A 12,171-nucleotide genomic window follows, 5' to 3' on the forward strand; every position below is an offset into this window, starting at 1 on the left:
GCAGCCTCAACCTTAAAATCTTGTTATTCTTCACCTCTGCGACACGTTTGCTTCACTTGGCTGCACCTTTCGGCGGATCCCCACCTCCGCGCTCCGCCTGCCGAGACCGACGGACTGTCGCCGTGACGCTTGATGGTTGCTCGCCGTGAGGCCGAGCGGGGGAACACGGAGTAGACAAAGCAATGGGCAACCCGGAAGCCTCTACTCTGCTGCGCCTGTACCGGCGCATGCTGCCGCACTCCCTGAGGCGATTCCTGGTACGGCTCCTGCCTGCCCGCAACCGGCTGATCCTCCAGCACGGCCTGTCCGGGCTCGGCACCACGTGGCGCACCCTGCGCAAGCAGGCGAGCATCCGGCTGAGCAAGCGGCTGCGCCGCGACGCCCGCCGCCCGGGCGTGAAGCTGGTCTGGTACGCGCGAGGGGTCCGCGCCGCCGAGGTGACGGAAGGTCTGACACCGTCCATCGCCCGTGCCACGAACCTGTTGCGCGTGACCGACGTGCTGGAGCGTCACGGCATTCCCTATTTCTGCGTGCGCGGCAATTCCGTCACCATGACCGCCGTGGCGATCCCGGCGGGCGAGCGGCCACGCGCCGAAAGGGCGCTGCGAGTGAGCGCACTCTCGGCGGGCGCGCTCCTGGCGGGTGGCGCGGCCGGCGGCAAGCAACTGCACGCCGATCAGCGCGCCTCCTGGTCCCAGACTTCGGAAGAATCGATTCTGCGGATCTGGTGGCTCCTCACCGATCCCATGGGGCAGTGGACGCTCGGGCCCAATCACGCATGTGTCATCGAGTACTGGACCGAGGACAACGGGCTGCTCCTGGCCCCGGTACCCAATCTCACCGCGACCGCCGTGGTCGCCGCCGAGAACCCGGTCCGCGTGCCGGTCAGCCATTTCACCGGTCCGGTCAGCGGGCTGGTGGACGCACCGCCGCAGGTGGGGACACGGTCCGAATTCACCCTGTCCCTTCCCGACGAGGTCACTTTCCCCGTCGACGCGGTCTACACGTGGGTCGACGGCGCGGATCCCGAGTGGATCCGCCGCCGGGCCACCGCGCTCGGCCGGACCGATTACCACGAGCAGGCGGTGAGCGCCGCCCGCTTCACCAGCCGTGACGAGCTGCGCTACTCGCTGCGCTCCCTGCACCAGTTCGCACCGTGGCTGCGCACCATCTACCTGGTCACGGACGGGCAGGTGCCGGCATGGCTCCACACCGCCCACCCCCGGCTCAAGGTGGTCCCCCACAGCGAGATCTTCACCGAGGGCTCCGCCCTGCCCACGTTCAACTCCCACGCCATCGAGAGCCAGCTGCACCACATCCCGGGGCTCTCCGACCACTTCCTGTACTTCAACGACGACGTCTTCCTCGGCCGCAGTGTGACTCCCGAGGAGTTCTTCCACGCCAACGGGCTCTCGAAGTACTTCCCCTCCAACGCGCTCGTCCCGATGACCCCGCCCTCCGCCGAGGACCCGCCCTCGGAAATCGCCGCGAAGAACAACCGGGTCGTCATCGCGGGGTCGTTCGACCGGGTGCTGACCAGGAAGATGAAGCACGTGCCGCACTCGTTGCGCCGCGACATCCTCCAGGAGATCGAGGAGCGCTACCCGGTGGAGCACCGGCAGACGCAGCACTCGCACTTCCGCAGCCCGACCGACCTGTCGATCACCTCTTCGTTGCACCACTACTACGGGCAGCAGACGAGCCGTTCGGTCCCGGGCAGGATCCGCTACACGTATCTGGACCTGGCCGCGCCCAACACCGGCAGGCATCTCAACAGGCTTCTCGCCCAGCGCGATTACCACACGTTCTGCATCAACGACACGGTGGACGACCCGGATACGGCGGAAGCCCGCACCGCGATGCTCAGAACGTTCCTGGAGACCTACTTCCCCGTGCCCAGTCCCTATGAGCGGCCAGGGCCGGCCGCACCGCAGCGCTCCTACGACCTGGTGGAGACCACCCGGCCCGAGCCTGCTTTCGACATTCCGAACTCTGTGAAGTGGAACCAATGACCAGTGACCCCCAGGTGATACGCGCGGCAGCCCCGGTGATCGGAGAGGACGAGATCGAGGCCGCGGTGCGTGTGCTGCGCAGCGGCATGGTCGTTCAGGGCCGGGAGGTCGCCGGCTTCGAGGAGGAGTTCTCGAAGTTCGTCGACGGCCGGCACTGCGTCGCCGTCAACTCGGGCACCAGCGCCCTGCACCTCTCGCTGATGGCACTCGGGATCGGCCCCGGCGACGAGGTGATCGTCCCGTCCTTCACCTTTGCCGCCACCGCCAACGCGGTGCGGCTCGTGGGCGCGACCCCGGTGTTCGCGGACATCGAGCGCGACAGCTTCTGTCTCTCCCCGCAGGCCGCCGAGGCCGCCGTCACTCCGCGCACCGCGGCGATCATGCCGGTGCACCTGTACGGCCACCCGGCCGCCATGGCGGGGCTCATGACGGTGGCCGAGCGGCACGGACTCGCCGTCGTCGAGGATGCGGCCCAGGCCCATGCCGCCGCCCTGGACGGCACACCCGTGGGTGCGTTCGGTGCTGCTGCCTGCTTCAGTTTCTACCCGACCAAGAACATGCACAGCCTCGAGGGCGGCATGATCACCACGGGTGACGCCGCTCTCGCACGCACGCTGCGGCTGTTGCGCAACCAGGGCATGGAGCAGCGCTACGCCAACGAGATCGTGGGCTTCAACGTCCGGATGACCGATGTGTCGGCAGCGGTCGGCCGCGTCCAGCTGCGCAGCCTCGACGCCTGGACGGACCGCCGCCGGGCCAACGCCGCCGTGCTCGACGCGGGCCTGAGCGGCGTCGTCACGCCGCCGGTCGCCGAAGGCGCCCGCCACGTCTACCACCAGTACACGATCCGGGTGGACTCCGCGTCCGGCAAGGACCGGGACACGGTCTCCCGGGAGCTCCAGGAGCGGGGCATCGGCAACGCCGTCTACTACCCCACCCCGGTGCACCGGCTCAAGCCGTTCCAGAGCGGCGAGAAGGCCCTCGGCTACGTCGGCGGGGACCTGGCCGAGACGGAACTGGCAGCGGCCCAGGCGCTTTCCATACCCGTGCACCCGATGCTCACTCCGCAGGAGCTCGACCGTCTGGCGGCCACGGTCAACGAGGTCGTGGAGGAGGGCGCATGAGCCGGGAGAACTCTCTGCGGGCCGGGCTGATCGGTCTCGGGTCGATGGGCCGCAACCACGCCCGGGTGCTGCACGGTCTCGAAGGCGTCGAGTTGGTGGGCGTCGCCGACCCGGTCGCCGCCGAGGACGGCGCGCCCGGTTCCGTAGCGGTGTTCCGCAGTGTCGAGCAGCTGCTGGCCGAGGGCATCGACTACGCGGTCGTCGCCTGCCCCACCGCCCTGCACGAAGAGGTCGCGCTGGAGCTGGCGGCCCACGGGGTGCACGCTCTGATCGAGAAGCCGATCGCTCCGTCGGTGCGGTCCGCCGGGATCATCACCCGCGCCTTCGCGGAAGCGGGCCTGGTGGCCGGGGTCGGGCACATCGAGCGGTACAACCCCGCCCTCCGCGAGCTGCGCGCCCGCCTCGACCTGGGTGAACTGGGCGAGGTCTACCAGGTGGTGACGCGGCGTCAGGGACCTTTCCCGGCGCGGATCGCGGACGTCGGGGTGGTCTACGACCTGGCCACCCACGACATCGACCTGACCGCGTGGCTCACCAACAGCCGCTACGAGTCGGTTGCCTCGGCGACGGTGTCGCGCAGCGGCCGGGTCCATGAGGACCTCGTGGCGTTCGTGGGGCACCTGGCGTCCGGAGCCGTCACCAGCCATCTGGTCAACTGGCTGTCCCCGCTGAAGGAGCGCGTCACCATCGTGACCGGTGAGCACGGCTGCTTCGTGGCCGACACCCTCACCGCGGACCTGTGGTTCTACGCCAACGGCTCGCAGCCCACCGAGTGGGAGGGCCTGCGCCAGTTCCGCGGTGTGTCCGAGGGCGACGTCACGCGGTACGCGATCGTCAAGCGCGAACCGCTGCTGGTCGAGCACGAGACCTTCCGCGACGCCGTGCTGGGCAAGGAGGCCGACATCGTCACGCTCGAGCAGGCCACCGGCACCGTGGCCGTGGCCGAAGCCGTCCTCGAAGCCGCCGCGAAGCAGACCGGGGTCCCCGTGGGGCCCGGTCTCCCGGTGACTTCCGTCTGACCGGATCATCCGGGTGGCCCGCTGCGGGCCACCCGGGGATGCGGGGTTCTTCCGGCGTCTCTCGGCGCACTGATGTTCTGGAGTATTCGGTGATCCATCCGATCAACGCAACGGCTGAACGGCCGAGTCGTGCCCTGCCCGTCGGCATGCACGAAATTCCCGTCGGCATGCACCGCCGACTGGCTCACGTCCGGCCGGGCCTCACCCCTCTCGCGGTGCGCGCCGAGCACCTTCAGCTGGTGTCCGTCGCGCTGACGCAGGCCGGCGTGGAGCACTTCGTGGTGCCCGGGACCGAGGACACGTCGTCGGCGGTCGGCGTACGGGACACCCAGCGCGGCAGGGTCGCCCAGACCCTGCGGTCGCTGTTCGGCCGGAGCCCCGGGTACATCCAGCGCCGGGTCCCCGTCCAGCGCACCAGCGAGCTGCTGCACCCGGGCGCCCGGGAGTCCTCCTGGCAGGGCCTGGAGACCGTGGACGTACTGCGCGCCATCTGGTTCCAGGCCGACCCGTCGGGTGAACTCGTGTACGGCACCGAGTACGGCTGCGACATCGAGTTCTGGCGTGAGGAGGAGGGACGCCTGCTGCCGCCCCGGATCAACCGGGGCGCGAGCTTCCTCCCCGTGGAGGGCGAGATGACTCTCGTCTCCCCGCACCGCTTCTCCCGGCTGGCTCCGCCGCTGCGCACGGAAGCCGCGCCCAAGCAACGGCGTTGGAGCCGCAAGCAGGAGGCGACCGGTCTGCCGACCCGCCGGGAGTTCGTCTGCACCGGTCCGGACGAGATCACCTTTCCCATCGATGTCGTCTACACCTGGGTGGACAGCGACGACCCGGCCTGGCAGCGGCGCAGGGCCGAGGCTTCGGGCGACGTCTTCCACGAGGAGTCCGCGAGCGCCGGGCGCTACATCAACCGCGACGAACTCCTCTACTCGATGCGTTCCCTGCACATGTACGCCCCGTGGGTCCGCCACATCTTCCTGGTCACCGACGACCAGGTGCCGCACTGGCTCGACGAGACAGTCGAGGGCATCACCGTGGTGTCGCACCGGGAGATCTTCCGGGAGACGGACCGCCTCCCCGTCTTCAACTCGCATGCCATCAGCGCGCAGTTGCACCGCGTTCCCGGACTCTCCGAGCACTTCATCCACTTCAACGACGACGTTTTCGTGGGCAGGCCCATCACCCCGCACGAGTTCTTCCTGCCGAACGGCGCGTCCAAGTACTACCCGGACACGGTCCGTATCCCGATGGGCCCGATACGCCCGGACGACCTTCCGCACGAGGTGGCCCGCAAGAACGTCCGCGCGCTTCTGGAGGGGCGGTTCGGCCGCACCATCATCGACGCGATGAAGCACACGCCCGTGCCGCTGCGGCGCAGTGTGCTGGAGGAGATGGAACGGGAATTCGCGGAGGTGTTCCGGGCGACCGCTGCCGCCCGATTCCGCAGCAGGACCGATATCGACGTCGGCACCTGCATGTATCCGTACTACTCGTACTTCACGGAGCGCGGGGTGCCCGACACCATCCCGTACGCCTATCTCCACCTCTCGATGGTCCAGCTCTCCAAGAAGCTCGACCGTCTGCTCAAGCGGCGGGACGCGGCCGTCTTCTGTGTGAACGACTCCTTCAGCACCGAGGACGACGTGGCTGATCAGGAGGCCCTGATCCATCCGTTCTTCGAGGCGTACTTCCCTCTTCCCAGCCCGTACGAGAAGACGGCGACGCGGTGAAGATCGATTTCCTGGTTCAGAACGCCTTCGCGGCGGACGGAGCGACCCGTGCGGTCCTCAACCTGGCTGGCGCCCTGGCCGACACGCACGAGGTCCGGATCGTCTCGGTGTTCCGCTGGCTCGACCGTCCGGCGATCGCGCCCGCCCACGGAGTACGGAACATCTCCCTGCTGGACCTCCGCGAGGGCCGCCGTCCCGACAAGCAGGACATCCGCAGGCTCACCCCGTCCAGGGTCATCCCGCGCACGCAGGAGATGTCCTGGCGCTACAGCCAGCTGACCGACGACAAGGTGCAGGAGTACCTCGGCGAGACCCAGGCTCAGGTGGTGGTGGGTACCAGCCTCGAGCTGGCGGCCTACGTCTCGCGCTGGGGCCGCCCGAGGGCGCTGCGGCTGGGCCAGCTGCATCTGCTGAGCACCGTGCTGTCCGCCCAGGAGCAGAGCCGCGCGTGGGCGGGGCTGGGGCGCCTGGATGCCGTGATCGTGCCGAGCCGCGCCGAGGCGACGGCCATCACGGAAGCGGGTCTGCCGGGCGGTGTCGCCGTGTACGCCCACCCCGACTGCGTGCCCGATCCGAGGGTACGTCCGGCCGACGGACGGTCCCGGACCGTGATGGCGGCCGGCCGGCTCGTCCCCGAGAAGCGCTTCGACCTGCTGATCCAGGCCTTCGCGCACGTGGCCGGGCATCATCCCGACTGGCAGCTGCGGATCTTCGGCACCGGTCCCGAGTACGGCTCGCTCCGTGCGCTCGTCGCCGAACTCGACCTGTACAACCACGTGTTCCTGATGATGGAGGAACCCAGGCTGGAGGCGCACTGGGCGGCATCCGCCATAGCCGCAGGCACGTCGGACCGCGAGTCCTTCGGGCTCGCGCTGGCGGAGGCCATGCGGTGCGGACTCCCCGTCGTCTCCACCGACTGCCCCGGCGGGCCCCCGGAAATCGTCCGCCACGAGGTCAACGGCCTGCTCACGCCCGTCGACGACGTCGACGCGTTCGGCGCCGCGCTGATGCGTCTGGTCGAGGACGAGGCCACCCGCGCGGCAATGGGCCGTCAGGCGCTCCAGGACTCCGACCGCTACGGTCCGGAGGCGGCGGCGGGTCGGTTCGAGAAGGCGATCAGGATGTCCCGGCGAGCCCGCCGGGAGTCCCGTCCCGCCGCCGAGGTCTCGGTGGGGTGCACGGTGGAGCCCGACGGCCTGATCGGCCTGCGCCTGGCGGGGGTACGGGAGGGCCGCGAGGATCTGCACCTGGTCCTGCGCAGACGGAAGGCGGCGCGCGACGAGCGGCCGGTCCGGCTCCCTCTGCTGCCCGCCGACGGCCTGGGACCGCACCTCTACACAGCGGTCGTCCCGCCGGGGCCCGGGATTCTCACCGAGGGCCGCTGGGACGTCCATCTGGACAGCGGTGACGGTAAGCCCTCGAAGATCCAGCCGGGGGTCCTCGACCTGCGCGGCTTCGGTCCGGTGGCGACCGGTCCCGCCTGCACCGTGGTCCAGCTCCCTTACGCGTCCGAGAGCGGCCACCTGGTGCTGCGCACATGGACGCGGGAACGTCACGCCGAGGCCACCGAGGTCTGGGTCGGTGACGGAATCATCCATCTGCGGGGCGTCCTGTACGGCTGCGACTTCGGTGACGCGGAGCCGTTGCTGCTGATGCGCCGGCGCGGGGGCGAGGGGCACCAGTTCTGGCTCTCCGGCAACTCGTCGGGAGCCGCGGACTTCTCCTTCGCGCTGCCCGCGTCGGACCTGGCCGAACAGCTCATCGGCCGGCACGAGCTGTGGGACCTGTGGGTGGGCCGGCGGTACGACCCGGTGGTCGCACGGCTGGGCCGCTTCCTCACCGACGTGGTCGATGTGAAGGGTGTCTTCGCCTACCCCAACGCGGTGGTGCCGGCCGACGACGGTCCTGACGTCCTGGTCAAGCCCTACTACACCGCGGGCACCGAACTCTCGGTCCGCGTCTCCGAGAAGGCGGAGTAGCGGGGACACATGGCCATGACCCAGCCGTCGGCCGACCCGGGCCGCCCCGCGCACTCCGCGGGGCGCGCGGGTGCGGTCTCAGTACCGGAGCCAGGCCTCCAGCGCCATCCCCTGCTGATCCGTCCGCTGCCTTGTCACGCTCATCCCGCCGTCCGGGCCGATCACCGCCACGACCAGCCGGCCGGCACGGTCACGGGCGAGTGCGGGCACCCCTTCACAGGGTTCGCGGGTATCGGCCCACCAGGCACCTGCGGATTCCATCTCGGTCGGATAGGCGGTCACCCCGAGGGTGCCCGTCTCCTCGGTCTGGGCCAGGACGGTGCAGTCGTAGCCGTCCACGACGCAGCGGGACAGGGCGAGGGGGCCACGACCCGACCGGCCGGCGAGCGGAGCGGGGGCGACGTCGGCGGCGCCGGGTTCGGGCAACCGGTAGGCGACGACCTCGCCGCTCGCGTCGTCACGCCAGAAGTGGGTGATCCTGTCCTCGTAGGACCCGGTGCCCGACGCGGTCTCCGGGCGGGCGATGAAGACCAGGTTGGGGGCGCGGTCCAGGGAGCCGCCCGGCTTCTCCTGGCGCCATACGTACACGCCCTTGTCGGCGGGTATGAAGACTTCGGCCCGGCCGGACGGGGTCACGACGGCGGACATGCCCTCCCGTACCCGCTTGCACGGCAGAGCCGTCCACTTGCCCCAGGCGCCTCCGCGGCCGCGCCGACGGGTGAACACCCCGCCGGTCGCGCTGCGGACGAAGACGTGGACCGTGTCGCTCCCGTCGACGACCGCCACCGGGGCGCCGACGGCCCCCGCCTGCGCTGCGTCGGCGTGCGGGTTGCCGATCGAGTGCCATCCGGTCATCGGACGGCCTGCCTGGTACTGGGACGCGAAGACGACCTCGACGGGTGCCTGAGGGCCGTTGCCCTTGCGCCGCATCGCGAAGAGGTCGACGTAGCCCTGCGGACTCCGCGCGACGGAGAGATACGGGAGCATCCCGGCGTCGGCGAGCAGGAGTTCGGGGCGTCCCCAGCCGCCGGACTGCGCAGCGGCCTCGGTCCAGCGCACGATGCCGCCCGTCCTGCCGACGGCGTACGCGGTGAGGCGGCCTTCGCCGTCCGGCACGAGCCATCCGGTCGTGCGCGGCGCTGCGGCTCGCGGTGCGGCGACGGGCTGTCCGACAGGTCCGGCAGAGATCCCCCCGCCAGGATGACCGCCACGCCTGCGCCCTGAACGCAAAACCATTGCTCCCCGCCCGTTCTTCACCGAGTACTTCCTCCGGTGCCGAACGGCGATGGGCGGAGTCCCGTGGTTTCTCTGTCGAATGACCGGTTTCGCTTTTACTGCGTCAACTGGTGTCACAATAATACTCGACAGGGGTCGATTTCAGAGAGCTTCCTATCACAGAATGCGACTTCGAGGTGCGAACGGCACCTGGACGAATCGCAGCGCAGGGACGACTTCGGCACCCACGGACCGGAACTGTCCGCCCCCTTTTCCTCTCCTCTCGCACGCGCCGAGCGCGTCCCGACGGAAGAACCAGACGAGCCCATGACAGATCACAACGCTGACTCCGGATCGCGGATATCCGACGAAACCCGCTCCAGACGCGCACCCAAGCCGCGCAAGCGCCGCCGGGGCCTCAAGATCACTCTTGGCGTCCTGCTCGTCCTGCTGCTCGCAGGCGGCGGCACGGTCTACTGGATGTACAGCCAGCTCGACGGCAACATCAAGGGCGTCGACATCAACAAGGCCCTCGACGAGAAGGACCGTCCCGAGAAGCTCCCCACCACCGGGCAGAACCTGCTGGTGCTGGGATCGGACTCGCGGGCCGGGGCGGAGAACAAGGAGCTGGGCGGTGGCGGCAGCGTCGGCGGCGCCCGGTCCGACACCGCCATGGTGGTGCACATACCCGAGGGCCGGACCGAGGCCGTCGCCGTGTCCATTCCGCGCGACACCCTGGTGACCCGGCCGGAGTGCAACAAGGCCGACGGCTCGAAGATGCCGTCCGCCGAGCGCGTGATGTTCAACTCCGTGTACTCCCAGGTCGGTCCGGCCTGTGTGGTCAAGACCGTGGAGAAGATGTCCGGGGTCCGGATCGACCACTACCTGGAGATCAACTTCGCCGGGTTCAAGGATCTGGTCGACGCGATCGGCGGAGTCACCGTCGAGGTCGAGGAACCGATCCGGGACAAGGCCTCCGGTCTCGACCTGACCGCCGGTTCCCACAAGCTCAACGGCACCGAGTCCCTCGCCTACGTCCGGACCAGGCACGGCATCGGTGACGGCAGCGACCTCGGCCGGATCGGGCTCCAGCAGCAGTTCCTGCTCGCGCTGCTGACCGAGATCAAGTCCCAGGACCTGCTCGGCAGTCCGACGACCGCGTACAAGATCGCCAACTCGGCCACCAAGTCGCTCACCACCGACGAGGGGCTGGCCTCGCTGACCTCCCTCACCGAGTTCGCCCGCTCGATGAACGGCGTCGACCCCTCCTCCATGGAGACGATCATGCTGCCGGTGGCCTACGACAAGCAGGACCCGAACCGGGTGGTGGCCTCGGAGCCCCGGGCCGGCGAGCTCTGGAAGGCGATCCGTCAGGACGCCACGATCCCCGAGTCCGCCAAGAAGTCCCCCGCGACCGGCGGCTGATCCCGCCTCATCCTTCAGGGACCGGCAGGGGACCGGCCACGGTCCGGTCCGGCCGGTCCCGGAACAGCAGCGGCCGCAGTCGTACGGGACCCGGTGTACGGGTCCCTGTACGGCTGCGGCCGCTGTCGCGTCCTGTGGGGGGCCGGGCAGGGTCAGGAGACCTTGTCCTTCTGCATACGGCTGTTCCGGCGCCCGTACAGGAAGTAGACGGCCACTCCGATGGCCATCCAGATCGCGAACCGGAGCCACGTCTCGGCCGGCAGGTTCAGCATCAGCCACACCGAGGCGGCGACGGACACGATCGGGAGCACGGGTACCCAGGGGGTACGGAAGGCCCGGTGCAGGTCGGGGCGGGTGCGGCGCAGGACGATCACACCGAGGGCGACGACCACGAAGGCGAAGAGCGTGCCGATGTTCACCAGGGTCGCGAGCTCGTTGATGCTCGTGAACCCTGCCACGATCGCGATGATCCCGCCGAGCAGGATGGTCGGGCGGTACGGGGTGCCGAAGCGCGGGTGCGTCACCGAGAAGAAGCGCGGGAGGAGCCCGTCGCGGCTCATCGCGAAGAACACCCGGGTCTGGCCGAGGAGCAGGATCATGCAGACCGTGGTGAGGCCGACTGCGGCGCCGAAGCTGATGACTCCCGCGTAGAAGGGGTGGCCGACGGCCTTGAAGGCGTCCGCGAGCGGGGCGCTGACGGAGAGTTCGGAGTAGTGCTGCATGCCGGTGACCACGAGCGACACGGCGACGTAGAGCACTGTGCAGATGAGGAGCGAGGCCAGGATGCCGCGCGGCATGTCCCGCTGGGGGACCTTGGTCTCCTCGGCCGCGGTGGCCACGACGTCGAAGCCGATGAAGGCGAAGAAGACGACGGAGGCGGCGGTGAAGATGCCCATGATGCCGAAGTTCGTCGGTTCGTAGCCGAACATCAGCTGGACCAGCGGGGCGTCCAGGCCCGAACCGGATTCCTGCGGCTGGGCCTCGGGGATGAACGGCGAGTAGTTGGCCGACTTGATGAAGAACAGGCCCGCCACGATCACGATGCCGACCACGGCCAGCTTGATGGCGACCACGACCGTCGTCACCCGGGCGGAGAGCTTCATCCCGAGCACGAGGATGACCGTCAGGATCAGGACCAGGGCGAAGGCCAGGATGTCGAAGCCGAATCCGTCCGCCACATCGGGACCGGAGAGCGCCTCGGGCATCGTCCAGCCGACGTTGTCCATGAGCGAGCGGACGTAGCCGGACCAGCCGACCGCCACCACCGCCGTGCCCAGGGCGAATTCGAGCACCAGGTCCCAGCCGATGATCCAGGCGACGAGTTCGCCGAGGGAGGCGTACGCGAAGGTGTACGCGGATCCCGCCACGGGAACGGTGGAGGCGAATTCGGCGTAGCAGAGTGCGGCCAGGGCGCAGACGATACCGGCGGCGACGAAGGCGAGAGCGGTCGCGGGACCTGCCGTCTCCTTGGCGACCTTGCCCGTGAGGACGAAGATTCCGGTGCCGATGATGACACCCACTCCGAAGACCGTGAGGTCCAGCGCGGAGAGGGATTTCTTGAGCGCGTGTTCCGGTTCCTCCGTGTCCCTGATCGACTGTTCGACCGTCTTCGTCCGAAACAGTGTGTTCACCGGTCTGCCTCCGTGATCGTCCGTCGCCGCGTCCTCGCG

Annotated in this window: 8 protein-coding genes; 6 read left to right on the forward strand and 2 right to left on the reverse strand. The window is 69.3% G+C overall.

Going from position 1 to position 12,171, the window contains the following annotated elements; all coding sequences use genetic code 11:
• Positions 1-182 precede the first annotated feature (182 nt).
• The 5 genes from OG257_RS09045 (at position 183) to OG257_RS09065 (ending at position 7,861) form a co-directional block, all read left to right on the forward strand.
• Positions 183-2,012 carry a stealth family protein gene (locus tag OG257_RS09045; RefSeq protein WP_329206352.1) on the forward strand — a complete coding sequence of 610 codons (1,830 nt, stop codon included), beginning with the start codon at positions 183-185 and terminating at the stop codon, positions 2,010-2,012.
• On the forward strand, positions 2,009-3,136 hold the full coding sequence (locus tag OG257_RS09050) for a DegT/DnrJ/EryC1/StrS family aminotransferase (RefSeq protein ID WP_329206354.1): 1,128 nt from the start codon (positions 2,009-2,011) through the stop codon (positions 3,134-3,136). Before OG257_RS09045 ends, OG257_RS09050 begins: the two co-directional genes overlap by 4 nt.
• Positions 3,133-4,155, forward strand: coding sequence for a Gfo/Idh/MocA family protein (locus OG257_RS09055; protein WP_329206356.1), 1,023 nt, complete (start codon positions 3,133-3,135; stop codon positions 4,153-4,155). Before OG257_RS09050 ends, OG257_RS09055 begins: the two co-directional genes overlap by 4 nt.
• 146 nt (positions 4,156-4,301) lie before the next feature.
• On the forward strand, positions 4,302-5,882 hold the full coding sequence (locus OG257_RS09060) for a stealth family protein (protein ID WP_329206357.1): 1,581 nt from the start codon (positions 4,302-4,304) through the stop codon (positions 5,880-5,882).
• Positions 5,879-7,861 (forward strand): glycosyltransferase, encoded by a 1,983-nt coding sequence (locus tag OG257_RS09065; RefSeq protein WP_329206358.1) that lies wholly within the window; start codon positions 5,879-5,881, stop codon positions 7,859-7,861. The genes OG257_RS09060 and OG257_RS09065 overlap by 4 nt, the downstream gene beginning before the upstream one ends.
• Before the next feature lie 78 nt (positions 7,862-7,939).
• Here the strand turns inward: OG257_RS09065 and OG257_RS09070 are convergent, their stop codons facing one another.
• Positions 7,940-8,977, reverse strand: coding sequence for a hypothetical protein (locus OG257_RS09070; protein ID WP_329206360.1), 1,038 nt, complete (start codon positions 8,975-8,977; stop codon positions 7,940-7,942).
• A gap of 426 nt (positions 8,978-9,403) precedes the next feature.
• Here OG257_RS09070 and OG257_RS09075 point away from each other — a divergent pair, with 426 nt between their 5' ends.
• Entirely contained in the window at positions 9,404-10,501 is a 1,098-nt protein-coding gene (locus OG257_RS09075; protein WP_329206361.1) for an LCP family protein, read from the forward strand.
• Between the two features lie 152 nt (positions 10,502-10,653).
• On the opposite strand, the gene OG257_RS09080 is transcribed toward OG257_RS09075, so the two are convergent.
• On the reverse strand, positions 10,654-12,123 hold the full coding sequence (locus OG257_RS09080) for an amino acid permease (protein ID WP_329214993.1): 1,470 nt from the start codon (positions 12,121-12,123) through the stop codon (positions 10,654-10,656).
• Between the last annotated feature and the right edge of the window lie 48 nt (positions 12,124-12,171).

This window comes from Streptomyces sp. NBC_00683, assembly GCF_036226745.1.
Taxonomy (GTDB): domain Bacteria; phylum Actinomycetota; class Actinomycetes; order Streptomycetales; family Streptomycetaceae; genus Streptomyces.